Origin of the sequence: Dyella humicola (assembly GCF_026283945.1) — a bacterium.
Taxonomy (GTDB): Bacteria; Pseudomonadota; Gammaproteobacteria; order Xanthomonadales; family Rhodanobacteraceae; genus Dyella; species Dyella humicola.
The window spans coordinates 1,420,738-1,446,701 of sequence record NZ_JAPDPC010000001.1 but is presented as its reverse complement, the minus strand read 5'-3'; the positions used below and the strand labels follow the sequence as shown (position 1 = coordinate 1,446,701).

The 25,964-nt window shown below is 60.1% G+C and carries 23 protein-coding genes; 18 read left to right on the top strand and 5 right to left on the bottom strand.

Annotated features, from left to right (window positions below):
- Positions 1-9 precede the first annotated feature (9 nt).
- The 3 genes from OUZ30_RS06370 to OUZ30_RS06360 all read left to right on the top strand — a co-directional run bounded on the left by OUZ30_RS06370 (position 10) and on the right by OUZ30_RS06360 (position 3,157).
- Positions 10-945 carry an electron transfer flavoprotein subunit alpha/FixB family protein gene (locus OUZ30_RS06370; protein WP_266183118.1) on the top strand — a complete coding sequence of 312 codons (936 nt, stop codon included), beginning with the start codon at positions 10-12 and terminating at the stop codon, positions 943-945.
- Positions 932-2,509: an MFS transporter gene (locus OUZ30_RS06365; protein WP_266181369.1), complete on the top strand. Its 1,578-nt coding sequence runs from the start codon at positions 932-934 to the stop codon at positions 2,507-2,509. Before OUZ30_RS06370 ends, OUZ30_RS06365 begins: the two co-directional genes overlap by 14 nt.
- A 267-nt stretch (positions 2,510-2,776) precedes the next feature.
- Positions 2,777-3,157 (top strand): PaaI family thioesterase, encoded by a 381-nt coding sequence (locus OUZ30_RS06360; protein WP_345781039.1) that lies wholly within the window; start codon positions 2,777-2,779, stop codon positions 3,155-3,157.
- Positions 3,158-3,194: 37 nt separating this feature from the next.
- Here the strand turns inward: OUZ30_RS06360 and OUZ30_RS06355 are convergent, their stop codons facing one another.
- Positions 3,195-4,145, bottom strand: a complete 951-nt coding sequence (locus tag OUZ30_RS06355; RefSeq protein WP_266181366.1) for a LysR family transcriptional regulator — start codon at positions 4,143-4,145, stop codon at positions 3,195-3,197.
- A 441-nt stretch (positions 4,146-4,586) separates the two neighbouring features.
- Between OUZ30_RS06355 and OUZ30_RS06350 the strand changes: the two genes are divergently transcribed.
- From OUZ30_RS06350 to OUZ30_RS06330, 5 genes are all read left to right on the top strand, one after another.
- Positions 4,587-5,240, top strand: a complete 654-nt coding sequence (locus OUZ30_RS06350) for a hydrolase (RefSeq protein WP_266181365.1) — start codon at positions 4,587-4,589, stop codon at positions 5,238-5,240.
- Positions 5,241-5,286: 46 nt separating this feature from the next.
- Positions 5,287-5,574 (top strand): XapX domain-containing protein, encoded by a 288-nt coding sequence (locus OUZ30_RS06345; RefSeq protein ID WP_266181364.1) that lies wholly within the window; start codon positions 5,287-5,289, stop codon positions 5,572-5,574.
- Positions 5,571-7,457 (top strand): amidohydrolase, encoded by a 1,887-nt coding sequence (locus tag OUZ30_RS06340; RefSeq protein WP_266181363.1) that lies wholly within the window; start codon positions 5,571-5,573, stop codon positions 7,455-7,457. The genes OUZ30_RS06345 and OUZ30_RS06340 overlap by 4 nt, the downstream gene beginning before the upstream one ends.
- Entirely contained in the window at positions 7,454-8,896 is a 1,443-nt protein-coding gene (locus OUZ30_RS06335) for a DoxX family protein (RefSeq protein WP_266181362.1), read from the top strand. Before OUZ30_RS06340 ends, OUZ30_RS06335 begins: the two co-directional genes overlap by 4 nt.
- Positions 8,897-9,107: 211 nt before the next feature.
- Positions 9,108-9,554 (top strand): Ohr family peroxiredoxin, encoded by a 447-nt coding sequence (locus tag OUZ30_RS06330; RefSeq protein ID WP_266181361.1) that lies wholly within the window; start codon positions 9,108-9,110, stop codon positions 9,552-9,554.
- Between the two features lie 482 nt (positions 9,555-10,036).
- Here the strand turns inward: OUZ30_RS06330 and OUZ30_RS06325 are convergent, their stop codons facing one another.
- The gene (locus OUZ30_RS06325; protein ID WP_266181359.1) at positions 10,037-10,660 is read right to left on the bottom strand and encodes a cysteine hydrolase family protein; all 624 of its coding nucleotides are present in this window, start codon (positions 10,658-10,660) and stop codon (positions 10,037-10,039) included.
- A 138-nt stretch (positions 10,661-10,798) separates the two neighbouring features.
- On the opposite strand from OUZ30_RS06325, the gene OUZ30_RS06320 reads away from it, so the two are divergent.
- The 8 genes from OUZ30_RS06320 (at position 10,799) to OUZ30_RS06285 (ending at position 18,132) form a co-directional block, all read left to right on the top strand.
- Positions 10,799-11,395, top strand: coding sequence for a TetR/AcrR family transcriptional regulator (locus tag OUZ30_RS06320; RefSeq protein ID WP_266181358.1), 597 nt, complete (start codon positions 10,799-10,801; stop codon positions 11,393-11,395).
- Between the two features lie 82 nt (positions 11,396-11,477).
- On the top strand, positions 11,478-12,242 hold the full coding sequence (locus OUZ30_RS06315; RefSeq protein ID WP_266181357.1) for an enoyl-CoA hydratase: 765 nt from the start codon (positions 11,478-11,480) through the stop codon (positions 12,240-12,242).
- 74 nt (positions 12,243-12,316) lie between these two features.
- Positions 12,317-12,835: a tautomerase family protein gene (locus tag OUZ30_RS06310; protein WP_266181356.1), complete on the top strand. Its 519-nt coding sequence runs from the start codon at positions 12,317-12,319 to the stop codon at positions 12,833-12,835.
- 216 nt (positions 12,836-13,051) lie between these two features.
- Complete coding sequence (locus OUZ30_RS06305; RefSeq protein ID WP_266181355.1) at positions 13,052-13,381, top strand: zinc-binding dehydrogenase; 330 nt, start codon at positions 13,052-13,054, stop codon at positions 13,379-13,381.
- A 564-nt stretch (positions 13,382-13,945) separates the two neighbouring features.
- Complete coding sequence (locus tag OUZ30_RS06300; RefSeq protein ID WP_266181354.1) at positions 13,946-14,512, top strand: hypothetical protein; 567 nt, start codon at positions 13,946-13,948, stop codon at positions 14,510-14,512.
- Between the two features lie 687 nt (positions 14,513-15,199).
- Entirely contained in the window at positions 15,200-15,739 is a 540-nt protein-coding gene (locus tag OUZ30_RS06295) for a GNAT family N-acetyltransferase (protein ID WP_266181353.1), read from the top strand.
- A gap of 262 nt (positions 15,740-16,001) precedes the next feature.
- Positions 16,002-16,940: a phosphate acetyltransferase gene (locus OUZ30_RS06290; RefSeq protein ID WP_266181352.1), complete on the top strand. Its 939-nt coding sequence runs from the start codon at positions 16,002-16,004 to the stop codon at positions 16,938-16,940.
- Positions 16,941-16,944: 4 nt separating this feature from the next.
- Complete coding sequence (locus OUZ30_RS06285; protein ID WP_266181351.1) at positions 16,945-18,132, top strand: acetate/propionate family kinase; 1,188 nt, start codon at positions 16,945-16,947, stop codon at positions 18,130-18,132.
- Between the two features lie 150 nt (positions 18,133-18,282).
- Here OUZ30_RS06285 and OUZ30_RS06280 read toward each other — a convergent pair whose 3' ends face one another.
- Genes OUZ30_RS06280 through pflB form a run of 3 tightly spaced genes read right to left on the bottom strand, consistent with a single transcriptional unit; the run spans position 18,283 to position 23,016 of the window.
- A complete protein-coding gene (locus OUZ30_RS06280; RefSeq protein ID WP_266181349.1) occupies positions 18,283-19,875 on the bottom strand; it encodes an aspartate:alanine exchanger family transporter in 1,593 nt (530 codons plus the stop codon).
- A gap of 19 nt (positions 19,876-19,894) precedes the next feature.
- On the bottom strand, positions 19,895-20,752 hold the full coding sequence (pflA, locus tag OUZ30_RS06275; RefSeq protein WP_266181348.1) for a pyruvate formate-lyase-activating protein: 858 nt from the start codon (positions 20,750-20,752) through the stop codon (positions 19,895-19,897).
- 8 nt (positions 20,753-20,760) lie between these two features.
- Positions 20,761-23,016 (bottom strand): formate C-acetyltransferase, encoded by a 2,256-nt coding sequence (gene pflB / locus OUZ30_RS06270; protein WP_266181347.1) that lies wholly within the window; start codon positions 23,014-23,016, stop codon positions 20,761-20,763.
- Positions 23,017-23,579: 563 nt separating this feature from the next.
- On the opposite strand from pflB, the gene OUZ30_RS06265 reads away from it, so the two are divergent.
- Together OUZ30_RS06265 and OUZ30_RS06260 are read left to right on the top strand one after the other, a co-directional pair.
- The gene (locus OUZ30_RS06265; RefSeq protein WP_266181345.1) at positions 23,580-24,434 is read left to right on the top strand and encodes a PA4780 family RIO1-like protein kinase; all 855 of its coding nucleotides are present in this window, start codon (positions 23,580-23,582) and stop codon (positions 24,432-24,434) included.
- Positions 24,435-24,921: 487 nt separating this feature from the next.
- Positions 24,922-25,599: a VOC family protein gene (locus OUZ30_RS06260; RefSeq protein WP_266181344.1), complete on the top strand. Its 678-nt coding sequence runs from the start codon at positions 24,922-24,924 to the stop codon at positions 25,597-25,599.
- The last annotated feature ends 365 nt before the right edge of the window (positions 25,600-25,964 follow it).

The window sequence follows — 25,964 nt, the reverse complement described above, 5'->3', positions numbered from 1 at the left end:
ACAAAGCAAATGACGAATCTTGTAATTGCAGAGCATGACAATGCGTCGATCAAGACGGCGACCCTGACCACGATCGCGGCGGCGCAGAAGATTGGCGGCGATATCCACGTTCTTGTGGCGGGACACAACGCGCAAGCCGCGGCAAATGCGGCGGCGAGGATGGCAGGTGTGTCGAAGGTGCTGCTGGCCGATGCGCCACAGCTCGAGGTCGGCATCGCAGAAAACCTTGAATCGACCGTGATGACCATCGCGAGGAATTACTCTCACATCCTTGCGCCGGCAACCGCTTACGGCAAGAACGTCGCACCGCGTATCGCGGCCAAGCTTGACGTGGCGCAGATCAGCGACATCACGGCAGTAGACAGTGGCGATACGTTCCAGCGGCCGATCTACGCCGGCAACGCCATTGCCACTGTTCAATCAAAGGATCCGATCAAGGTCATCACGGTCCGCGCGACCGGTTTTGACGCCGTAGCTACCGAAGGCGGCAGCGCGTCGATCGAAAAGATAAGCGCCGCAGAGGGCAGCGCGAGCTCGCAGTTCGTGAGCCGTGACGAAACGAAGCTGGAACGCCCGGAACTGACATCGGCGAAGATCGTCGTCTCGGGTGGCCGTGGCCTGGGCAGCGCAGAGAACTACAGGAAGCTTCTCGAGCCGCTCGCGGACAAGCTGGGTGCAGCGCTGGGAGCATCACGAGCCGCTGTCGACGCGGGCTACGTTCCGAACGACTACCAGGTAGGCCAGACGGGAAAGATCGTCGCGCCACAACTGTATATCGCGGTCGGCATCTCAGGAGCCATCCAGCATCTGGCCGGCATGAAGGATTCGAAAGTGATCGTGGCGATCAACAAGGACCCAGAGGCGCCTATTTTCAGCGTCGCTGATTTTGGCCTGGTCGGTGACCTGTTCACGGTCTTGCCGGAACTGACGAATGAACTGGCCTAGGCCCCAGCAACACGGCCAACTGACAAACATCAGGCCCGACACCGCATCACACCTGCTCGAACGCCTCTTTCCCTGGGCGATCGGCCTTTGTGTCGGCATGGATTATTTCGATAACGCGATGTTCTCGTTCTTCGCCAGTGACATCGCCGGCGGCGTCAACGCATCCCCGGACGAGCTGGTGTGGGCTGCGAGCACCTACGCCGTCGCCGCGGTGCTTGGGATCCTCCAGCAGCAGTGGTGGGTAGAACGACTCGGCTTTCGTCGTTACTTGATCGGATGCGTATTGCTGTTTGCGGTGGCATCGGCTGCTTGCACCCTCTGCGAATCCTCGCTCGAGTTGTCCCTGGTCAGAGGAGCTCAAGGCTACCTCATGGGGCCGATGCTCAGCGCTTGCCGCATTCTTATCCAGATGAGTTTCACGCCCCAGGAGCGACCACGCGCAGTACGCACCTTCCTTAGCATGATTTTGCTTGGAAGCGCTCTCGCGCCATTGGCAGGCGGATACCTGGTTGGAAACTTTGGCTGGCGCTCCCTATTTGCATGCACGTCGATAGTCAGCTTCGGAATCGCCGCGTTCGCCTTGGTTGCGATTCCGGCCATCGGAAAGAGACCGACTGAGGAGCGCGGGGAAAGCCATTTCTGGCCCTACATCGTCTTCGCGCTGGCGATCGGAGCCCTGCAGATTGCCATGCAACAAGTGCGGTTTGAGATATTCAGCACCTCTCCCGATCTGATCATCTTGACTGCTCTGGGACTCGTTGCGATCGGCTGGTTTGCGCGGCACCAATGGCAACACCCAAGGCCCCTGGTTCAGCTGAAAGTCCTCAAGGAAAGGATGCTTCTGACCGGCATCGTGATGTATATCTTCTACTACTACATCAGCAGCGCACTTGGCTTCCTGCTCTCGCGTCTCCTGGAAGTTGGTCTTGGCTATCCCGTGGAAAATACGGGACGACTGGTTGGTCTGGCCGCCATGGCGTCGCTCCCGATGTGCTTCATATATTTCAAATACTCCGCCAGGGTTGCCCGTAAGAAGTGGATCATCATTCCAGGCTATTCGATCGCTTTTGTGCTTTGCTTGTGGATTACCCGCATGCCTCCCAACGTGAGCGCGTCATGGTTGATACCCCCACTGCTGATGCGCGCCGGCCTCTTGTTGACGATGGATCTGCCAGTGGCCAACGCGACTTTCAGCGTTTTCGCGATCAATAGCTTTAACCATGGCTACCGCTTCAAGAATATCGTCAAGCAATTGACTTATTCGTTCGCTACCGCCACCACCATCATTCTCCAGCAGCACAGGAACGCGCTGCACCACAGCCGCTTGGCCGAGCAGGTCAATCCTTACAACCCGGCCTACCAATCCACCATGGATACCCTGACCCGGTCACTCGTGGCACTCGGCCATTCGCCCGTCGAAGCCAATGGCCTGGCCCTTGCGAAAGTCAGTCAGGATGTGTCCTCCCAAGCCGCTTTCCTTAGTGCGCAGGATGGATTCGCATTTCTCGGGATCATCGCGCTCTGCGGCATTGGGTTTGGGATCTGGCAGCGTCAGATTCGGTGATTCATTGAAAAGCAGATGCCGCCATCGGTAACGCGACCTAATCAACCTGGGTGGCCCAGTCACTGGGTTCTCAAGTAAACCGCACTCCTCGAGCTAATGGCGAACCGCCGCACCGTTCCCTTTCGGATCGGATGTGATCTACCTGGCCGCCCATGGGTTAACGTGTGCGTCGTCCCCTCAAGAGCCAAACCAATGACCCCCAACCCAACCTACATTCAGGCCGTACAGGAGAGCGTACGCCAATCGCCCTACCCTCACCTCATCGGCATGACCATCGACGAACTCAACGTCGACAGCTGCCTCATTGGTTTACACCTGGCCGAACGCCACCTGCAGCCTTTTGGCATTGTGCATGGTGGTGTCCTTGCCACGCTGATCGACACCGCCACGTTTTGGGCCGCCTTCCTTCGCCTACCCGAAGATGCAGGCCTGGTGAACGTCGACCTCAAGCTCAACTACCTGAAGGCCGCGACACGCGGCCACCTGCGTGCAGAAGGCCGCTGTCTTCGCGCAGGACGGCAAATTAGCTATGCCGAGGCCCGCGTTTTCGACGAGGCAGGCGACATGGTCGCGCACGGCACCTCCACACTCATGGCGCTGCCGGGCAAAGGGCTGAAACTGGGCGTGACGAAGTTCCTGCCAGACTGAGCGGCAATACACGCGAACCGCGGAGAAGGAGTCATGTTTACAGACGGTGGGTCTGACTTGGCATGCCATCCAGAGCCATGCTGGTGTCTTCGCTCATGAGCGTCATCAAATAGTCGATGACCGCGCAGGTGCGTGGCGGGAGGCTGCGTCGCGATGGATAGACGACGTAGAGGGGAAAATTGCGCGTCGGAAAATCAGGGAGCAACTGATGTAGCCGCCCGGCGTGGATGTCTTCGGACACCATAAGGTGGGACATCAGGGCGATCCCACACCCATCGAGTACAGCGTGATACGCCGCGTCAGCGTGATTGACCTTCAGGCGGCCATGCACTGTGACCGGAATCTCGGTGCCCGCTTCCGTCCCTTCCCCATTTTTATCGTAGAACCACCAGACATCATCGCGCCCCCAGCGAGGATAAATGATGCAGTCGTGTCGTTGAAGGTCGAGGGGGTGCCTGGGGGGCGCGTGTCGTATCAGGTAACTCGGCGCAGCGACCAAAAACGAGGAGGTATGACCAATGTGCCGCGCGACCAACGAACTGTCGCCAATAGGGCCAAGTCGCACTTCAAGGTCCAGGCCCTCCTCAATCATATCGCTCACACCGTCCCGCAAAATGATGTCGACGGACAACTCATCACATTGGTCGAGGAGCCGACCAAGGCGGCGACTGAGACACAGTCCCAGTGTTACCGGTAAGGCGATGCGAACCCGTCCTACGGGCTTCCCTCGGCGGTGACCCGCGGCATGCTGCAATGCCTCTGCGGCGTCAACCAAGTGCTGGGCAGACGCGACGAATTCGCGCCCTTCATCCGTCAGCGTCACCGCCTGGGTGCTTCTGTGGACGAGCCTTATCCCGAGATAGTCCTCCAGCGCACTGACCTGACGCGAAACGGCAGGCTGCGTCACTCCCCTTTCGGCCGCCACGGCCGAGAACGACCCGGTCTGGGCAACCCGGAGAAAGGACTGAAGTGCGGCAATCAGATCCATAGCTTAGGCCGGTGCTAGGAGTTGGCGGGCACGTAAGCATTCTGCTCCGTCAGCACCCGCTTTGAAATCGCTTTTTAGTTCATTGCGCGATATCTCGCGATGGGCGGTGCTACGTCGAACCAGAAGTGCTGGTGTTTCGACTGGGTCTGATGTCGGTCCCCGTCAAAACGTTGCACCCCATGGCCTGCGCCAAGCGCTCATACAAATCGTCATAAGCGATATGAGCCTGACCCACGTTCCGAACTCTTCCTCATCGGACTAATTTCTGCAGCCAATGAAGTTGCCGAAACGAAGGTCTTCAGAGATCGATGAAACGCAAAACAGGCCGCCAATAGCGCGACCGAAGGCGTCCAGTAATCACCGTCATCAGGCCTCGCGATAGGCCCTGTTTTCCCTAAGCAACGGCGCCACCACGCCACACCCAGACTACGAGGAATCTCTATGTCCATCACCGCTAAAGCGACCCCCGGAAAGCAGCTGCTGACGCCGACGGATCACACGTTGATCATGATCGACTTCCAGTCGCAAATGGCCTTCGCCACTCACTCCATCGACGCCGTCAACCTTCGCAACCATGCCAGTTTGGTGGCGCAAGCCGCCGCCAGCTTCAAAGTGCCGACGATTCTTACCACCGTCGCCGAGAAGAGTTTCTCTGGTCCGATGTTCAGTGAAGTGACCACGCCCTTTCCGGGCCAAGCGCTGCTCGATCGCACGTCAATGAATAGCTGGGAAGACGCGGCGGTGATCGCCAAGGTCAGTGAGATCGGCAGGAGTCGCATCGTGCTGGCCGGCCTTTGGACCTCGGTGTGTATTGTCGGCCCTGCGCTATCGGCACTGGATCAGGGCTTTGAGGTGTACGTCATCGCTGATGCCTGCGGCGATGTTTCGACCGAAGCTCACGACCGCGCCGTGGATCGCATGGTACAGGCCGGTGCGCGGCCGATGACGTCGTTGCAGTACCTGCTTGAACTGCAACGCGACTGGGCGCGCGCCGAGACCTACGACATCACCACGGGTATCGCAAAAACCAATGGTGGCGCGTACGGCCTTGGTGTGATCTACGCCAAGACCATGTTCGGCGCCCATGAGGGGTGACGTCTACTTCCGATGGCCGTTCCTCCACCGCACTGCGGGAAGTGCCATGAAGGCATACATCCTTTCACTTGCCGCCGGCTTCCTGATCGGCGTGATCTACGGCCTGCTCAAGGTGCGATCACCAGCCCCGCCCGTGATCGCGCTGATCGGTCTGGCCGGCATCTTGGCGGGCGAACAGGTCCCATCGTTAGTCAAACATCTGCTGGGCCGCCATAGCACGGCGGCCCAACAAACCACCCAGCTGCGCAGACAGGTTCGCCCGCATGTGTTCGGCGAGCCGCCGCAGAGGACGCGCACGCGCAGTGACGGCGTCACGACTGAGGCAAAATCATGAACAGCCAAACCAACACGCCCGATCTGATCCTTCACCACGCCCTCATCACCACACTAAACCGTGCGCAACCCACCGCCAGTGCCCTAGCCATCGCCGATGGCCGCTTTGTCGCTGTGGGCGGCGACGCCGAAGTGATGGCACTCGCTGGCCCGTCCACCCGCGTGATCGACTTGCATGGCCGCCGTGTGTTGCCCGGCCTGATCGACAACCACCTGCACATCATCCGTGGGGGCCTGAACTACAACATGGAGCTGCGCTGGGACGGCGTGCGCTCACTGGCCGATGCCATGGCCATGCTCCGGCAACAGGTGGCCATCACGCCGTCACCGCAGTGGGTGCGCGTGGTGGGCGGCTTCACCGAGCATCAGTTTGCCGAGAAGCGGTTGCCAACTATCGAGGAGCTCAATGCCGTCGCACCGGATACCCCGGTGTTCCTTCTGCATCTGTATGACCGCGCCATTCTCAATGGCGCCGCGTTGCGCGCAGTGGGCTACACGAAGGATACGCCCGAGCCGCCGGGCGGCCAGATCACGCGCGACGCCGCCGGCAACCCCACCGGCCTTCTACTGGCCAAGCCGAACGCGGCGATCCTCTACGCCACATTGGCCAAAGGCCCCAAGCTGCCGTTTGAGTACCAGCTCAATTCCACGCGTCATTTCATGCGCGAGCTCAACCGGCTTGGCGTGACCGGCGCGATCGACGCCGGCGGCGGTTCGCAGAACTACCCCGAGGATTACGCGGTGATCCAGAAGCTGGCCGACGACGATCAGCTCACGATTCGCCTCGCCTACAACCTGTTCACGCAGAAGCCGAAGGCCGAGAAGGACGACTTTCTCCAGTGGACGCGCGGCTCGACGTACAAGCAGGGTAACGACTATTTCCGCCACAACGGCGCCGGCGAGATGCTGGTGTATTCCGCGGCGGACTTCGAAGACTTCCGGCAGCCGCGTCCGGACATGTCGCCGGACATGGAGGGGGACCTCGAAGACGTGGTGCGCATCCTGGCGGAGAACCGTTGGCCCTGGCGCATGCACGCCACCTACGACGAAACCATCAGCCGCGCACTGGATGTGTTCGAGCGCGTCAATCAGGACATTCCCTTCGATGATTTGCATTGGTTCTTCGACCATGCCGAAACCATCTCCGAGCGCTCCATCGACCGCATCGCCGCGCTGGGCGGCGGCATCGCTGTGCAGCATCGCATGGCCTACCAAGGGGAATACTTCGTCGAGCGCTACGGCCCCGGCGCGGCTGAAGCCACGCCGCCGCTGGCGCGCATGTTGGAAAAAGGCGCGCGCGTTTCCGCTGGCACCGATGCCACCCGTGTGGCCTCGTACAACCCCTGGGTGGGGCTGGCCTGGTTGATCACCGGCCGTACCGTGGGCGGGCTGCGGTTGTACCCGCAGCGCAACTGCCTGGACCGCGAAACCGCGCTGCGCATGTGGACCGAGTACGTCACCTGGTTCTCCGATGAGGAAGGCAAGAAGGGTCACATCCAGGTGGGCCATCTGGCCGACCTCATCGTGCCGGACCGCGATTTCTTCGCCTGCACCGAGAGCGAGATCGCCGATATCAGTTCCGAGATGACCATAGTGGGCGGCAAGGTGGTCTATGGCGCGGGCCGCTTCGCCGACCTGGATGAGGCCACGCCGCCGCCCGCCATGCCCGACTGGTCGCCGGTGCGGCGCTACGGCGGCTATGGCGCCTGGGCCGACCGGTCTGTGCAATCCCAGGTGCGCGTCGCCGCACCGGCCGCGTGCGGTTGCGCTCATGCCTGCGGCATCCACGGCCACGATCACGCTACGGCGTGGTCAAGCCGCCTGCCGATCAGCGATCTCAAGTCGTTCTGGGGTGCACTTGGCTGCGCGTGCTGGGCAGTATGAGCAAGCTACTTTCCTCCGGCTGGCGCGTGGCGCGCTGGATGTCGCTTTTCCAGCTGTGCGCAACCCACCTGCAAGGCGGTATCGACAAGGCACTGGACTTCCCTGGCGCCATGGCCGACATGGCGCGCCTGGGCCTCGCGCCACCACCCGTGTTTGCCACGATGGTCATCGCGCTGGAGCTGGGCGCCTCCTTCGCCATCCTCACCGGCGTGCTGCGTTGGGCCGGCGCGGCAACGCTGGCGCTATTCGCGCTGCGTGAAGCTCTCGTCGTCGCTCGCTTTTGGGAGTTGCCGCCACCGCAACGCCTGCCCGCGGCCAACGTCTTTTTCGAACATCTCGGCCTGGTCGGCGGTTTGCTGACGGCGGCTTGGCATGACGCGCGCGAGCGACTCGCGTCTCGCCGATATCAACTCTCATCAACCAGGAGTCCCACCATGCGAATACTCCCCCTTCTCCCTGCACTCGTGCTGTCGCTGAGCGTGCTCGCCTCCCCAGCCGTTGCGCAAACGGCACTCCCTCTTCCGCCAATTGCCCTGGCCGCGCAATACGACACTGCTCATGCCCACGTCGACCCGACGGCTGGCGCACTCTTATCGCACCCCAACGCGCATACGACACCCACGCCACCACAGGTCGCCGTGGCCGCGCAGTACGACACCACTCATGTCTATGTGGACCCGACCGATGTCGATCGCTTCGCGAAGAGCTTCCTGGCCACCTTCGGCGGGCAGAGCAGCAAGCAGGTGCTAGTGCAGGTCACGCCCACGCCGAGCCAGACGAGCTCACAACTACTCCAGACGCCGGTGGGCACCATCTCGCTATTCGGCTTTCGTACACCGGTGCCGTATCCGTTCGGCATCGAGCGCACCGGCTATCTCGTGAAAGATATGGACGAAGCCATTCAAGCGGCACGTGCAGCAGGTGCCGACGTGCTGGTCGCGCCATTTCCCGACCCGATCGGCCGCGACGCCGTCATCCAGTGGCCCGGCGGCGTGAACATGCAGCTGTACTGGCACACTGCCGCACCGAACTACACGCCATTTGAGACCGTGCCGGAAAACCGAGTGTACGTATCGCCGGATCGCGCCGATGCGTTCATGCACGCCTTCCTTACCTTCTCGCACGGCAAGGTGGTAAACGACGATGCGCACGCGCCGGGCATCGAGATCGGCCGCGCGGGCGAAAGCTTCCGCCGCATTCGCATCGAGTCCGACTTCGGCAAGATGTCCGTGCAGGTCACGGACGGCAAGCTGTCCTGGCCGTACGGCCGCGAGCTTACCGGCTATGAAGTGAGTGACCTGCCCGCGACGCTCGCCAAGGCCACTGCCAGCGGCGCCAAGGTACTGGTCCAACCCTACGAGGCGAGTGGGCGTCGCAGCGCCATGGTGTTGTTCCCCGGTGGCTACATTGCGGAAATCCATGCAACGACCGGGAATTAGAACAGGCGAATGGATGCCCGGCTTTTACCTGGTCGTAGTGCATGAATGGGTGGCATGGCGTCATTCGCGACGCCTTTCGATGCCCTACCGCTAGAAGATCCTTTGGGGCGCCTTCAAACCTCATTGCTGACCGGACTGCCCCGCACATGTCGCATACGAAATCTACGCAGGCGCCCTCTCTGGGGCAAGAACCAAATTTGAGGAACAGGTCATGGCCAAGATCGATAAAGTCTTCTTCACGGGAACGACCCACACCACCGTCAACGACGACCCCAGCACGCAGCGTGGCGAGCTTGGTGTCGTCGACATCAAATTGTCTGCCCCAGGCGGGGGAAACTATGAGTTCATTGCCGTTGAATCGCATCCGACTGCGGAGCAGTTGTTCGCGGGTGCCTGGTCGGCCTGCTACGTCGCCGCGCTTCGCATTACCGCTTCGCTGAGGAAGGTGACGCTTCCCGCCGATGCCTCCGTGGACGTCCAGGTGGATCTGGGCCAGACAGGCCCGGGCTGGTTCCTCGGCGCTACGTTCAGTGTCCGCCTACCGGGTCTCGCGCAGGAAGTCGCTGAGGCCATCGTGCACTCGGCCCATCAGATATGCTCTTACTCCAAAGCGGTGAGCGGCAACATCGAAGTCGCGGTAACTGTGATCACCAACTGACCTCGCGGGAGGCAGCTTCTACCAGCCCACTCTGCGTCGAATCGGTTCCCCACCATTTCCCTCGCCAATCACATCGTCCAGGCGCTTTCCTTCGGGCAAGGGTCGCCCTCCAGCTTCATTTGACTACACACTATGCGATCACATCGAGTCGCATTTCCGATCTCGCGTGAAATCTAAGTCGTTGACGCGAAGGGTTATGCACAGACTATGGCTCTCTACTGACGCCATAGTCTGTGTCGCGGCGCTGCCAGAAGCGCAAACCATGGGGTGCCTAGGCGCACCGACTATGGAGTTCTGTCCACTCCAATGTCCGTAAGCAGACGATAAAGGTTGGAGAGCGCAGGAGGAGCCGGCCGTACGCTTCGCCGAACGGATCGATCAAGGCACCGGAAGGCAGCGCCGAACACCACGCGCTGCCGAAGCAGGCTGCGCATGCCGTACGCAGAGTCACTGGCACGTTGACCGCGTGGTTTCACTCACGCCTAAGGGAAATGAATGGCTGCGAGCAACTCTTGCGTCGTCGAGATTTCGTGTGCGTAGGTCGGCCCGTCAATGTCGATTGCGGCGTGAAGTGCTTCTCTCGATCGTGCGGCCGTTCCGTCACGAACCAGCGTAACGTGAAAGCCAAGCTCCATGGCAAAGCGGCCCGTGGCTTCAAGGCACGTGTTCGCAAGAAGGCCGATGCAGATCACCTTCTCTTTACCGAATCGCTTTAGTTTGTGCTCCAGATCCGTATTGGGAAAGCCACTGGAGCCCCAGTGCTCGGTAGCCACTACATCACCTTCGTGAACTCGAAAGTCAGGATGAAAAGTACCTCCCCACGTATCTTTGGCGAACGCCTGGCGTTGTGCTGCGCCCAATTGGTACGGGGATGGGTATTTCCAGTCTTCATAGTCGCCAGGCTCCCACCGATGATGCGGCACATGATAGACAGCGATGCCAGCTCTCCGGCACGCCGCCACGATCGTCCTAAGGTTATCCAGAAGATTGACTTCCTTAGCCTGCTCTTCGACCCAAGGCCAAAGTTTGCCACCGTCACTAAGGAAGTCGTTGTATAGATCAATGCAAAGCAAGGCCGTCTTGCTTGCCTCATACGTAGTGGTCATAAGTCCTCCTTTGCTGTTATAAATAGATAGCACTTGCAATCTAAAAAAGAAAGTGCCTATAATCTAACCAGGCAAAAGGACAGTCGGGCGCCCGCGGTTGCCCGGCGACGAGTTCATCAATTGTTCTGGAGCAACGCCATGGGACGCTCATCGCAAGACCAGGCCATCAAAAACCGATCCAAGGTCGTTCAGACGGCCAACAAACTCTTTCGTCGCTATGGGGTCGACAATGTCTCAGTCGCTGACGTCATGAAAGCGAATGGCATGACCGTTGGTGGTTTTTACAAGCAGTTTGAGTCCAAGGATGCGTTGATCGCCGAGGTACTCGATCTCGCTTTCAGTGAGTCGTTTGACACCTGGCGCAAGGTAGGTTCCGAGGACAAGGACGGGTCCACTCGCACTTCTGACATCGTTGACTACTACCTTGGAAAACGGGCACCGGAAAAGCGATGCCCAATGATTTCGTTTGCGCCACACCTTGCGAGCGAGAACGCAAGCACGGAATCCTTTGAAGCCTATAAAGCTGGAACAGAAGGTCTATTCAGGCAGTTCATTGGCCAGGCAGATGACGGGGGCGCGGCCCCCACCACCGCCGAAGCAATTGATGATCACGCCATGGTGACCTTCGCCGCCATGATTGGCACGCGACTACTCAGGCAAGGTCTCGGGAAAACAGAGTTGATGGATGCCATGGAGAAGGCAGTCCGCGACTACTCAGCTACCGTGATTGCTTAGCCATCGTCTTGCACGCGCGGCCTAAGCAGGTCGCCACAATGCGTCGCTGAAAATTGTTGTGCCCGAATTACGAGGAAATTTTATGAGCGATTTGTTGACCGATATGCGTGATGGCGTGCTGACCATCCAGTTCAATCGCACTGAAAAGAAGAACTCCATGACAGCAGCGATGTACACGTCGCTCGCAAGCACGCTAAAGCAGGCGAATGCCGATTCGCAGGTCCGCGTTGTTGTGTTTCGTGGCGACGAGCGGATATTTTCGGCCGGCAATGATCTGGGTGACTTCGTCCAAAATCCGCCCAACTCACCTGATGCACCGGTCTGGGGATTTTTGCGCGAACTCGCCACATTTCCGAAACCGGTGCTTGCTGCCGTCTGTGGCGCAGCTGTCGGCATCGGCACGACGATGCTGCTCCATTGTGACCTCGTCTTCGCCGGTGAGAACGCGAAATTCAGCCTCCCCTTTGTCAATCTCGGGATCTGCCCGGAAGCGGCTTCGAGCTTGCTACTGCCTCAGCTCGCGGGCTACCAGCGTGCGGCACGGGCAATGCTTACGGGAGAGCCATTCGATGCAAATGACGCGGCACAGATGGGCCTGGTCAATCAAGTCCTGCCATCTGCCGATGTGCTTACCTTCGTGCAGGCCGAAGCGGCAAAGCTAACGGCAAAGCCGATGTCTGCGTTGATCCAGACCAAGCGCCTTATGAAGGTAAGCATGCGCCATGCCGTCGAGGCTCAGATGAAGGAAGAAGCCTCTGTATTTGGAGAAATGATCACTGCTGGAGCGGCGAAGGAAGCAATTGCAGCATTCAGTGAAAAGCGGAAGCCCAATTTTGCCGGACTCTAGGATTGCCTGGTCGCTGCGCGACCAAAGGTGTCGATGCTGTCAGTCGAGGCTTCGCTGTACGTCGCAGACGAACCTTGGATGCGGTTGACTTAAAAGCGCACGCCGAGCCGTATATGAAGGTGCGGGCGCACGACTTTTTCTCACTGGAGAACATTATGCCGACTTATGTATGCTGGACAAAAGCAGGACGACTGTCGCCAGGCCAACGCGAGCGCATCGCGAAAGCCATCACTGAGATACATCATGAAGAGGCTTGGGCGCCCCGCTACTTCGTCCAAGTCATCTTTAGTGAAATCGGTGCCCAGTCGCATTTTGTCGGGGGGATCGAAGCCACGAGAGATCAGATCTGGGTACGCGCAGACATTCGATCGGGTCGCACCGAAGACCAAAAAGGCAAGATACTTACTCGTATTGCCAGTGAAATTTCCGAGATCGCAGAGGCTACCAGAGAGAGTGTCTGGGTCTACGTCTCCGACATTCCTAGCCATGGCGTGCTGGAGTTTGGCCACATCCTGCCGCCGCTTGGTGAGGAAGACAGCTGGTTCGCGAAGCTCCCCATCGAGCTTCAGGAACGCCTGCGCCCCCTAGCCTAATTGGGGAAACGACCTACCTCCCTCCCCGCGGGGCCAAGCTCGCTCGGCGACGCTTGGCCCAGTGGCCGCGCAGTAGCAGATTGCCTGTGTCGCACGTACCCGCGATAGCGCGCACATGTCGCACGAGAAACGTCACTTGTACGATTCACGGGTGGCACTAAGCAAATGTGTCTCCAGCCGAAAGCAGGCATAACCCTCGCGCGCGGATGCTAGGCCATGGACGGTGTCGATGGCGAGATTCTGATTGCCGCGCTCGAGGCATTGGCCCCAGGCGGCAACGTCACCACGCTCGGCTACGCGGCAAGCACAAAATCGACGATCGATGTGACGAACTTGATCTGGAAGGGTGCCAGCTTAAAGAGCTTCTTGCTTTTCAACAATCAACCTTCTGCTTGGACAGAAGCATGGGAAGCAATCGTTAATCTTCTCAAGTCTGGCCAGATCAATCCGATCGTAGCCAAGTCCTTTCCGCTTGAACATGCGGCAGAGGCGATTCGGTGCCAGGTCGAGGGACGCCCATTTGGACGAGTAATCATCACAATTTGACGCACAGACGCAGGGGCTCATCTCACGGCGATTCCTCGCCATTGAACAGCGAATCTCATATGAACACTTCACGCTTCTCTGTAAATACGGCGCACTCCCATACACGCACTGTAGCGAGGGTCGTCTTGCTGATCATCGGCCTTTCTGGTGGCCCATTGCTGGCTGGGCAACCGATTGGAACGAATGATTCGGCACACGTCATTGAGCCGCGCCAGTTGCTTCAGGTGTCCCACACCGACGATGGATGCGCTTCGCCGCCTAGCCGGATCAACGGGCGCGTGGACTGGGATACCGATTATCCCTCGCAGCTCGCACCGGAGGCGTTGGAACAGCCTCAGGCTCGGGACACCGCCGTGACGGCAGGAGGTCCGGCCTGCGCCGCCATACGGAGTTACGCGCGCTAACACCTGTGGCCACAGATGACTAGGTGGGCGAGCGGTAGCCCCGAATTTCCTCCCTAGGGCAACGTCTTTCGGTGTTGTCACGGAGGTTTCTTGCTCGGCCTCCCTGGCAAACCTGGCGATATAGCCCCCCTCCCCTAATGCCATACGAGATAACAGTTCCATGAACTTTCTAAAACACCGTCTTTCTGTTCGTTCTAGGGCAGCCTTCCTACTCGTGCTTCCGTTGGCAGCGCTTACTGGTTGCAATGCCACCGTCAATACCCGTTGGGCTGAGAATCAGGATTCTGCTGAGGCCTGGCAGACAAGCATGACCCATATTCCCATCGATGTGCACGGCGCGATCCCTGGTGAGAGTGCGGATCAAACCGTCAATCAAGTGACTGATGGAACGACCATGGCGACTTTCGACACTGCACACCGAGGAAGGTTGTCTCTCGAACAATCGCCTCGCATCGAGCTCTACGTGGATGCTGATCAATTGCCTCAGGCTGACAGCTACTGCGCGGCGGCACCTTTGCTCGAATCGGTTAACAACCAGAAGAATGACCCGCAAGTGGTAGGAGCTCTATGTGATGGTCCGCGCCTGGTGGCGACAGAAGTGGTCCATCTAGACTCACGCAACTTTCCGGTCGCCCAGCTTCCGCTGGCGGTGGAGAAGTTCAAGTCCAAACTGCTGGATGGCCTGGCGGCCGACCCCTACCAGGTCCCGGATCAGTACGAGTATTGAGGGCATGTGGAGCGCCGATCCGATGGCGGCGAGGCGGTGGTACAAGGCATTTGCTTTGGCGGCGGCTTGGAGCTCCGGCATGGTGATCGTCGTAGGATTGTGTAAGGTCGGATTGCTTGATCGCTAGTGGCCACTGCCTGCTGGCTGCAACATTGATCTCCTCGAACGCCCCTTCCAGGTAGCCTCTACCCGCGATAACGCGTGCTAATCACATCGTCCAGGCGCGTTCCAACGGGCAACTGTCTCCCTCTAGCTTGATGAGAATACACACACTATGCGATCACATCGGCTCGCTTTTCCGATCTGGCACGAAACGTAACTCGTTGAAGCGATGAGGCATGCACAGACTATGGTTCTCTACAGACGCCATGATCTGTGTAGGCGCACGGCCAGAAACACAAACTATGGGACGCTGAGGCGCACCGCCTATGGAGTTCTGTCCACTGACCGGCCCCAGGCTTTGCGCATGACACCCCTATATGTACACGATGTACAAACATCGGTGGCCTAGGGCATGAACCCCCTCCGCCCTCATTGCTCTGCCGGGCAAAGAGTTGAAACTGGCGGCATCGAAGTTCCTGCCTGACAGAACGGCCGCGCACCAACCGTTGTAGGGAGAAAATGTTCGGTAGAAAATCGTGATATCTGTACCTTCCGCACTCAGGCCTGGCTTTGCAGGAGGTAGCCATGGAAAACGATGAGAAGAAGGCCGATTTTCATCCGCTTTCGGTGACGCTTCGCAATGGCCGCAGCGTCTTGGTGCGAACGATCCGTCCTGACGACCTGGACGAGATCAAGGCTGCGTTTGATCGTCTCTGTTCCGAAGCGCGCTACACACGTTTCTTCACCGCGGTACGCGCCGTGCCCGAGAACATTGTGGATTCGACCGTCAGCCCGGCTCCAGAGCGGTGTATTGCGCTGATAGCCCTTAGTGGGGAAGATCCACGGGAGATCGCCGTCGGGGGTGCTCGCTGCGTCACGGCGCCCGGCACCGATATCTGTGAGTTTGCCGTCACGGTGGCGGACGACTGGCACGGGCTCGGTCTGGCCCGACGTCTGATGGAATCGCTCATTGGCCTTGCGCGTTCGCAGGGTTTTAAGCGTATGGAAGGCTATGTCCTGTCGACCAATGCCAGCATGCGAGGCCTTGCTAAGCGGCTTGGTTTCACGGATGCGCCCTGCCCTGGCGACTACACGCTACGTGCGCTGAGTTTAAGGCTGGATTGACTCGAGAATCCGCGGGGCGCGCTTTGCCTCGTCACGCGATAGATGCCAGTTTCAGAGTCAGCGAATTGCCAGCCTGATGTTCCTCTCGATGTTTTGCGCGGCGTTCACGGTATCTGGGAAATGATCGCGGAAGTCGAGCCAGGTCGTTTCGTCGTCGCCATCGGGGCGTCATTTCCCCGAGAGACTGATCGCGTGTGACGAGTGATGCGGGCATCAAGGCCGACCCAACATGCCCCTGCACCGGGCAGCGAGGGCAACCACGATGGATACGAAGCACGCGAAATACCAACGGCTGATCGATTTCTGCAAGACGATTCCGCCCACGCCAACAGCGGTCGCACATCCTTGCGATCTGGCTTCACTGGGGGGAGCCATGGAAGCTGCACAACTGGGGTTGATTGAGCCGATTCTCGTCGGGCCACGCGAGCGAATCGAGGCCGTCGCGGGCGCTGGCGGGATTGACCTGTCCCAAGTGCAAATCGTCGATGCACCCCACAGCAATGCGGCAGCGACCGCGGCGGTTCAGCTAGTGCGCGAGGGCAAGGCCGAAGCCCTGATGAAGGGCAGCCTGCACACTGACGAGCTGATGGGGGCGGTTGTCCGACGTGACACCGGGCTGCGGACCGCGCGGCGCGTCAGCCACTGTTTCGTGATGGACGTGCCTGGCCATGCTGATGCACTGATCATCACTGATGCCGCAGTGAATATCGCGCCCACGCTCGAGGAAAAGGCCGACATTCTGCAGAATGCGATCGATCTCGCACATGCACTGCAGGTGCCAGAGGTACGTGTGGCCATTCTGTCGGCGATGGAGACCGTCAATCCCAAGGTCCCATCCACCATTGATGCAGCGGCGCTGTGCAAGATGGTCGATCGCCACCAGATTACGGGCGCGATCGTCGACGGCCCGCTAGCCCTCGATAATGCCATCGACATCGAGGCTGCAAGAATCAAGAAGATTGATTCACCGGTGGCGGGACGCGCGAACGTGCTCCTGGTGCCTGACCTCGAGGCGGGCAATATGCTCGCGAAGAGCTTGTCATTTCTGGCGGGGGCAGATGCCGCTGGCATTGTGCTTGGTGCCCGTGTACCCATCATCCTGACGAGTCGAGCCGATTCGGTCATCAGCCGACTTGCTTCCTGTGCCGTCGCCGTCTTGGTCGCCAAAGCCCGCCGTCAGGCCGGGAAGGTTCTGGGGTGAGCCTATGGCCGATGTCATTCTCGTACTCAATGCCGGCTCATCGAGCATCAAGTTCAGCGTATTCGAAGCAGGCGACGAAGCTTTTCCGCTGGTGATGCGCGGCCAGATTGAAGGCCTCTACACGACGCCGCGTTCGACGGTCAGGGACGCACATGGTGGAGAGATCGATTCGACGAGTTGGGGTAAGGGCGTCGAATTTGGGCACGCCGACGCCATCGCTTATTTGGTGGACCTTTTGCGCGACCACCGCGGGAATCACAAGCTGGTGGCTGTCGGCCACCGGGTTGTGCACGGTGGCGAGAAGTTCACGCATGCCGTCTTGGTGACCGCGGAGGTGATCGCCGCCCTCGAGATGCTCGTCCCGCTCGCGCCCCTGCATCAGTCGCACAACCTCAAGCCCGTCGCCATTGTTGCCGCCCTGCGTCCGGACCTGCCTCAGGTGGCTTGCTTCGACACCGCCTTCCATCGCGCGCAGCCCGAAGTGGCGCAGGCCTTTGCGCTTCCGCCGTCCATTACGGGGCTCGGTGTGCGGCGCTATGGATTTCACGGCCTTTCTTACGAATATATCGCCAGCGTGCTGGCGCAATTCGATCCGAAGGCGGCCGCGGGACGTACGATCGTGGCGCATCTGGGCAACGGCAGCAGCATGTGTGCACTGCTGAGTGGTTGCAGCATGGCCAGCACGATGGGTTTCACAGCCGTGGACGGGTTACCCATGGGAACCCGTTGCGGCAGCATCGATCCCGGCGTCATCCTCTATTTGATGGATGAACTGTGCATGGATGCGCGGGCCATCGAAAAACTGATCTACAAGGACTCTGGGTTGCTCGGTGTATCCGGCCTGTCGAGTGATATGCGGGCGCTGCTCGACAGCGACGACGAGCGCGCGCGCTTCGCTATCGCTCTGTACACCTACCGTATCGGGCGGGAACTGGGATCGCTGGCTGCCGCCGTCGGTGGAGTCGATGCCTTGGTCTTTACCGCAGGCATAGGCGAGCACGCGCCCACCATACGCGAACAGGTATGCCATGCCGCCGCGTGGCTGGGCCTGGAGCTCGACTCAGCGTCGAACCAGTCGGGTGGGCCATGCATCAGCACACCGGCCAGCCAAGTGTCTGCATGGGTAATCCCCACCAACGAGGAGCTGATGATTGCCCGCCATACCTTGAAGACGGCGCTGGCCATGCGTTAATTCGGGCCGCTTCCGCGTGAAGCCTTTAACGACGACGCCGCATGACCCCGGGAATAGCGACCAATCGGCTACGAGGGAAGGCCCTGGCCCGTCTGTCACTGGGTAGCACGCTGCCCTCGTACGTCATCGCTGAACAGTGGTGCGCGCTATCTATCCGGAAAACAGCGCCAGAATGATATCCACGAACAGGATCTTCACGATCGTCATGCCGGGGAAGATCATCGCGTAACCAATATCAGGTCGATCCGTCGGTGCGAGCTTGTTCGCATAGGCAAGGATCGCCGGGTTGCCGCAGGCACCGGAAACTATTCCGGCGACCTCGTCGTACGGCAGCTTGTAGACCAGAAAGCCCATGAGCAGTATGGGCAAGACGAGTGCGACTAGGACGATTGCGCCGAGACCAAGCATCTGCAGCCCAGTATCGGTAACTGTCGCAGCAAACTTCGGCCCCGAGGACATGCCCACCTGCGCAAGAAAGAGGGTGAGACCGAGGTTGCGCATCACGAGGTTCGCCGAAAGCGGAATTGTCCAATTCATGCCCCCGGTTCGCCGCTGTTGGCCAAGAATAAGCGCCACGATCAGCACACCGGACAGTCCGATGGCGATCTTGCCGATACCAGGGATGGGAAACTGGATGGCGCCGAGGAGAAAGCCCAGCGTCATGCCGAGCCCGATCGAGATGTAGCTGAACTCCGCAGTGCCCTTGATGGAGTCGCCAAATAATTTGCGCACGGGCCCAAACTCGCTCCGATTGGCGAGCAGGCCAACGCGGTCACCGAATTCGAGCACAAGATCGGGACGCGGAGTGAGTTCTGTGTCGCCGCGGCGGACATGCACAATGGCAGTAGCGATTCCTCCCGGCAGCGCCAGGTCTCCAATCATCCGGCCGACCACGGACGGGCGAGAGGCAAATACACGCACATAATCGAGGTCGCCGCGATCCCTGACGACGCGACCTGGTGCGGCCTCTCCTAGTTGCTTGCTTACCGTCTGAAGTACCTCTTTTGAGGGGCCGACGACCAGCACGACATCATTCTCCGCAACGACCATGCTTGGCGACACCGGCTGATTATGATGCGCCGTCCGTAGAGCCACGATCTGCACACCAGACGGCAGCTCCGATGTCACATCTGCGAGCGTCTTGCCTGCCATGTCCGGGGCGCGCAGCGCGATCTCCATGAGCTCGAGTCCAGCCGTCGTGGCGGCCTCGATCTTTGGCTTGAGCAACAGAAATGCAAAGTAGAGAAAGAGGATGGGCCCGGCTACACCAAACGGATAGGAAACGGAGTAGCCCACGGCGGGATCGTCGTTGCCGACGAAGGCAATAGCCGCCTGCAACGTGGGTGTACTGGTGCCAGAACCGGCGAACAGGCCGAGCGCGTAACTAAGCTTCATGCCCGTAGACCTGGCGATAAAGACACTTACCGCGCCGGCAAGAAGCACGCCGATGAGTGCCATCAGGTTTGCCCGTCGGCCAGCCGCGCTGGTCAGACCCAGGAAGAACTGTTTGCCGTATTGGACGCCCACCGTGTACAGGAACAACGCAAGTCCGAGCGTGCCAACCATCGGTGACGGTGCCGACTTGGGCGCGAACCAGCCCATGGCGAGGGCGACGAAGAGGACGGCACCCACGCCCAGGGAGAATCCCTTGACGTTGATTTCGCCGACCAGATAGCCGATGGCGATAGTGAGGAACATCGCCATCATGGGTTGGTGCTCAAGCAGCGCCTTGACGAATTCCACGTTGCCTCTCCTTCAATCCTTAGTACACAGTCAAACCGCGGCGGCGGAATTGTCCGCGTACGCGTTCAGTCAACTCCGGGCTGGGTGTCTCGCAATGCTCCAGCGGGTATTCGAGGCCGAGCTTGTGCCACTTGTCGCTGCCCATTTGGTGGAAGCGCAAGATCTCCACCCGTTCGAGGGACTTCAATCCGGCGCAGATATCGGCCACCTTCTCGACGTTGTCGTAGTCGTCCGTGAGGCCTGGAACGAGCACAAAGCGAACCCACATGGGGCGGCCGAGCGCCGACAGGCGATTTGCATAATCGAGCGTCGGCTGCAGCGGCTGACGCGTGACCTTCTCGTAGATGGCCGGGTCGCCCGACTTGATGTCGAGCAGGTTCAGGTCGATGTCCATCAACTCGTCATCGCTCAACCGATCGCCAAGGCGGCCCGAAGTGTCCATGCAGGTGTGCAGCCCCAGCTCCTTGCAGTGGCGGAAGATGCGCATGGCGAAAGGTCGCTGCACCATCGGCTCGCCGCCGGAGAGGGTGACACCGCCACGGCAGGTCTTGAGCACCTGCGCGTATTTGCCGATCTCATGCATCGCTCGCGAAACGGTCACCGGGTGGCCGTTGCGCTTATGCCAGGTGTCCGGGTTGTGGCAGTACTGGCATCGGAGCAGGCAGCCGCTGAGAAAGGCGACGAAGCGGATGCCGGGCCCATCCACCGTGCTCCCGACTTCGTAGGAGTGGACATAGCCCACCAGGTCGTCCTCGTCCTTGACCTCCTCGACATCGCCTGGATGTACGGCGAAATAGTCGCGCTCCGCCCTGCTCTCCGTCGCGCCCTCGCGGGTGATGTGGAGTTCGTAGCGGCTGCCTACGCGCGGCTCGCTCATATGTCGCCCTACATGGCGCCATGAAAGGTGCGGTTAATGACGTCGAGCTGCTGCTCCTTCGTCAGTCTTACGAAATTCACCGCGTAGCCGGACACCCGGATGGTGAGCTGCGGGTACTTCTCCGGGTGCTTCATCGCTTCTTGCAGCGTTTCGCGATTAAGAACGTTGATGTTGACGTGAAAACCGCCGCTCGAGAAATAGGCGTCCAGCGCGTTGACTCCCCGGGTGATGCGATCTTCTTCCTTCCCGAGGGCGGAGGGGACCACGGATAGGGTCAGGGAGATACCGTCCTCGGCATCGTCGTAGGGAATTTTGGCGACTGACATCAGTGCTGCCAGTGCACCATGCGTGTCGCGGCCGTTGGATGGATTCGCGCCAGGTGCAAACGGATCGCCCTTCTTGCGCCCGTCAGGGGTGTTGCCCGTTGCCTTGCCGTACACCACGTTCGACGTGATCGTGAGCACTGATTGCGTGTGGACCGAATCGCGATAACTGGGGTACATGCGAATCTTGTTCATCATCATCGACACCAGCGTCTTCGCCAGGTCATCAGCACGATCGTCGTTATTGCCAAAGCACGGGAAGGCGCCTTCGGTCTGAAAATCCACGATGATGCCGCGCTCGTCACGCACGGGCTTCACCGTCGCGTACTTGATTGCCGACAGGCTATCCGCCGTGTGTGAAAGCCCGGCAACGCCGCAGGCGAGGGTGCGCAGGATGTCGCGATCATGCAGCGCCATCTCGATCGCTTCATAGCAGTACTTGTCGTGCATGTAGTGGATGATATTGAGCGCATTGACATAGGTCTTCGCCAACCAATCCATCATCGGATCGAGCCGCTTCATCACCTCGTCGAAGACCAGCACGTCACCCGTCACTGGCGCGAGATTGGGACCCACCTGCTCGCCGCTCACTTCATCGCGTCCGCCATTCAGCGCATACAGCAGCGTCTTGGGCAAATTGACGCGCGCCCCGAAGAACTGCATCTGCTTGCCAACACGCATCGCCGACACACAGCAGGCAATCGCGCAATCGTCGCCCCACTTGGGCCGCATGAGGTCGTCGGATTCGTACTGGATCGAGCTGGTATCAATGGAAGTCTTGATCGCGAATCGCTTGAATCCGTCGGGTAACCGCGGCGACCAGAAGACCGTGAGATTGGGCTCCGGTGCGGGGCCGAGGTTGTACAAGGTATTAAGCATGCGGAAGGCGGTCTTTGTGACAAGAGTGCGCCCGTCCTCTCCATTGCCACCGATCACTTCGGTGACCCATACGGGATCGCCGGAGAAAAGTTGGTTGTATTCAGGGGCACGCAAGAACCGCACAATGCGCCACTTGATCACCAGATCGTCGATGATCTCCTGTACCTGTGACTCGGTGAGCGTACCGTCCCGCAGGTCGCGTTCAAAATAGATGTCGAAGAAGCTAGACAGGCGCCCTGCCGACATGGCGGCGCCGTTCTGCTGCTTAATCGCGGCTAGATAGCCGAAGTAAGTCCACTGCACCGCCTCGCGCGCATTGGTCGCCGGCACGGCGATGTCATAGCCATAGTTCGACGCCATCAGCTTCAATTCTTTGAGCGAGCGGATCTGCTCGGACAGTTCCTCGCGCAGGCGTATGACATCCTCGGTCGAGTGGCGGTCGTCCAGCTCGGCCTTTTCGCGCTTCTTGTCCGCGACGAGGAAGTCGACGCCATAGAGCGCGACTCGTCGGTAGTCACCGATGATACGGCCGCGCCCATAGGCGTCAGGGAGGCCTGTAATGACGCCTGACGAGCGCGCCTTCCTGATGTCTGGGGTATAGGCGTCGAAGACGCCGTCGTTGTGCGTCTTGCGATATTTGGTGAAGATTTCGCCCAGCGCAGGGTCAGGCGTGCGACCATACGATTCAAGGCTCGCGGCAACTACTCGCCAACCACCAAACGGCATAATCGCGCGTTTGAGGGGCGCATCCGTCTGCAGCCCGACGATCAGCTCGTGTTCCTTGTCGATATAGCCGGGTCCGTGGGCCAGGATGCCAGAGGGGACCTGCGACACATCGAGGATGCCCTTCTCCCGTTCTTCAGCGAGCAAAGGCTGCAACGTTTGCCAGAGGTCGCGTGTACGCTCGGTAGGACCTTCCAGAAACGTACCATCACCTTCGTAGGGATCGTAGTTGCGCTGGATAAATTCGCGAACATTGACTCGACTCTGCCAGGAACCCGTTGCGAAGCCGCGCCAGGCGCGCTCGCTACGCTCAACCAGTGCGCTCGAATCGGTAGCCATGAGCACTCCCTCGTCGATTTGATCGCTCGCGGAAGCCCGCTCGGGCGGCCCTCGCGAGAAGGTTCACTTGTCGAGTGCACGGGCGTTTGTCACGCGAAATGACGCGTTGAGCGTGGCGTCAACCCTTATCCGCGAAATCAGCGCTCGTCATCGCCATGTCGGTGAGCCCGATCGATCGTGGCGCGGGACGGGGCGATAGCTTCAACCGTAGCCATTCGCGCAAAAGCCCCTTCTACTTAGCCGTTATAGGACCGTGCAGACCAAGGGAACTTTGCGCGACGTGACCGCAAGAGCGCGTGAAGGGTTCGAGTCGATATACGCGCATCGAAAACCCGTAAAAAGAAAAATAGGGCTGTTCAGGTGTGCCTACCCTTCGTTGAGGCTCAATACCCGAAAAACCAGCTGCAATGCCCGGTTCGCGGCCAGAAACGGACGTTTGCAGGTGCTGAACCAGGGCTGCTGTTTGCACCCACCCCATCTTTCGATGGCCACACCTGCCCGAAAATGCGAAACTTGGGGGTTAATGGCCGCCGTCGCTGCGCCAACCACCCCCCAGAGACACCGTGAAGACCCCCCAAGGCTTGCAGGCGCTGATCGATGACGGCGTCATTGATGAAGTGCTGCGACCACTCAAGAGTGGCAAGGAAGCGGCGGTATACGTCGTCCGCAGCGGCGACGAAGTGCGCTGCGCAAAGGTTTACAAGGACATGGCGCAGCGCAGCTTCCAGCAGCGCGTGCAGTATCAGGAAGGTCGCAAGGTACGAGGCAGTCGCGAGGCGCGTGCGATCGGCAAGGCCAGCAAGTACGGGCGCAAGCAGCAGGAAGTAGCTTGGAAGAACACCGAGGTTGATGCGCTCTACCAATTGCGCGTCGCTGGCGTACGTGTGCCTGAACCGCATGGCTATTTCCACGGTGTCCTGGTGATGGAGCTGGTCACCGACGCCGAAGGCTTCTCCGCGCCACGCCTGGGTGAGATTGAACTCAGTGCGGAGAAGGCGCGTGAATACCATCGCGTGCTGATGCAACAGGTGGTGCTGATGCTGTGCTGCGGGCTGATTCATGGCGATCTGTCCGCGTACAACGTACTGGTCGATCCGGATGGACCGGTGGTGATCGATTTCCCGCAAGTCGTCAGTGCCGGCGGCAACAATGCGGCGCGCTCGATGCTGCTGCGCGACGTCAACAACCTCACTGCACATCTTGGACGTTGGGCACCGGAGCTGTTCGACACGTGGTACGGCGAAGAGATGTGGGCGTTGTTCCAGGCCGGCGAGCTGCGACCCGATACGGAATTGACCGGCGAGTTCGAGCCGGACGAAACCGAGGTTGATCTGGACAGCATCCGCCAGTCCATCAACGATGCACGTGAGGAAGCGCTGATCCGACAGCAGGGCCGCGAAATGGCTGCGGAAGACTAAAACCTGCTGGGAGCGCCGACATGTCCCGGCCTCCAATGATCTCTCCCGCCCGGAGATAGCGCCGGGTCCCCGACGGCATCGCGCCGCCCAGGTGCCATCGTTACGCCCGGCCCTGTTTCAGGACATGCGGCTTCGCGAGCCGGGTTTCGTCAGTAAGAGAGCGACAGCAGACGACTCGGATAGAGCGACGCACGCCGCTCTCAAGGTCGATATGCCGAGGTAAGCCAGTCGCATGGCGACCATGCAAGCGATCGTCTACCTGCCGCCCTCCACCACCGCCTTAGAGCTCAGCGCTTAGTGGATTTGCGGACCTCGGCGGTCATTTGCTGAGGACAGCTCAGCGCCGACTTTGCCCGCGGTGACGACGAGCGCGTCATCTAGCCCACGCTACGCTTGCCGCTTCGACCTCCACCGCCCGGTCGTTCACCAAGCCTTCCTGTCATCCAACCCGAGGGCCGCGTCGCGGCCCAAGCCATCGGAGGTTCACATGAGCAGCGCTGCAGCCGAGACCCCGCATGCGCGGGGCGTGGACATGAAACTCGAGATCGTGGTCATCCCGGTTTCGGACGTCGATCGCGCCAAGCGCTTCTACGGCGACTTGGGATGGCGGCTAGACGCTGACTTTGCGTCCGACGATGGCTACTTTCGCGTCATCCAGTTCACACCGCCCGGCTCCGGGTGCTCGGTCATCTTCGGCAAGAATGTCACCGCGGCCACTCCTGGTTCCGCGCAGGGCCTGTACCTGATCGTCTCCGACGTCGAGGCTGCCCGCAAAGAACTGGTCGGTCGCGGCGTGGAGATCAGCGACGTGTTCCACGACGCCGCTGGCGTGTACGCCGGCCCGGACCAGCCCTTCCTGTTCGGGCGCACCAGGGTTAGCGGCCTGGATCCCGAGCGTCGAAGCTACCGCTCGTTCGCCTCGTTCAGCGATCCGGACGGCAATGGCTGGCTGTTCCAGGAGCTCACCCATCGGCTGCCCGGGCGCATTGACACCGGCATCACGACCTTCGCCTCGTCGAAGGACCTCGCGGCGGCACTGCGGCGGGCGGAGGCCGCGCACGGCGAGCACGAGAAGCGGACCGGCGGCCAACGCGATGAGAATTGGCCGGACTGGTACGCCGAGTTCCTCATTAGCGAGCAGGCGGGCAAGGACCTGCCCTTGTAAGGATCGTGGTGGATGCCTAAGCCAACGCCATCCTGGGCGCCGCGATCCTGGGCCTGAGCAGCGACGAGAACATCCATACCGCGCTCGACATTATGGCGGCCGGCGGCCATGCCGCCTTGCTACGGCAAGCGATGCATATCCGCCCCACCGCGTCCAAGCCGATGTCGACCATCGCGGGCGAGTTTCGGTTCGCTTCTTAGGTCGGCTTACCGACGCGGCGGAGGTGCCCACGGTGCAAGCAACCGCTGCCAACCGGATCGTCTTGGCTTCAAGTTGGGCCACACCCTTTCATCGCTGGAAGGGTGCCTCCCGAATTTACTGTCTAGTGGATGGACCTGGAAGGGTCTACTTTTCCTGCCCATCCC